We start from the raw sequence: 304 nt of genomic DNA on the forward strand, positions 1-304 counted from the left end.
TTTTGTCATTTATCGGCAATGATAAAAAAATAAATGATTCTTTTAATTTAAACCTTTTTCTTTTTGATAATGTTCGATATAAAAAGTTTATTGATTCTGCTGGATTTAATAAGATCAGCAAAACTAAGTTAAATAATAAATTCTTATGTACGATTAGATATATATCTTTTTTAATTAACTTCAGTGGTGATGCTTTAATAATTACCAATCAGACCATGATAATGATTGCTTATTATATTAGAAAAATATTAAATAAGCATTTTAAAATAATTTCTTGGATGCATTTTTCGTTAGGAAATAAATC

1 pseudogene is annotated in these 304 nt (G+C 21.7%); it reads left to right on the forward strand.

From position 1 onward, the window contains the following. Window positions 1–304 (forward strand): annotated as a pseudogene (locus tag AC6UDG_RS07525) (hypothetical protein); the annotation flags it as partial.

The organism is Fructilactobacillus sp. X2R1C1 (assembly GCF_059901435.1).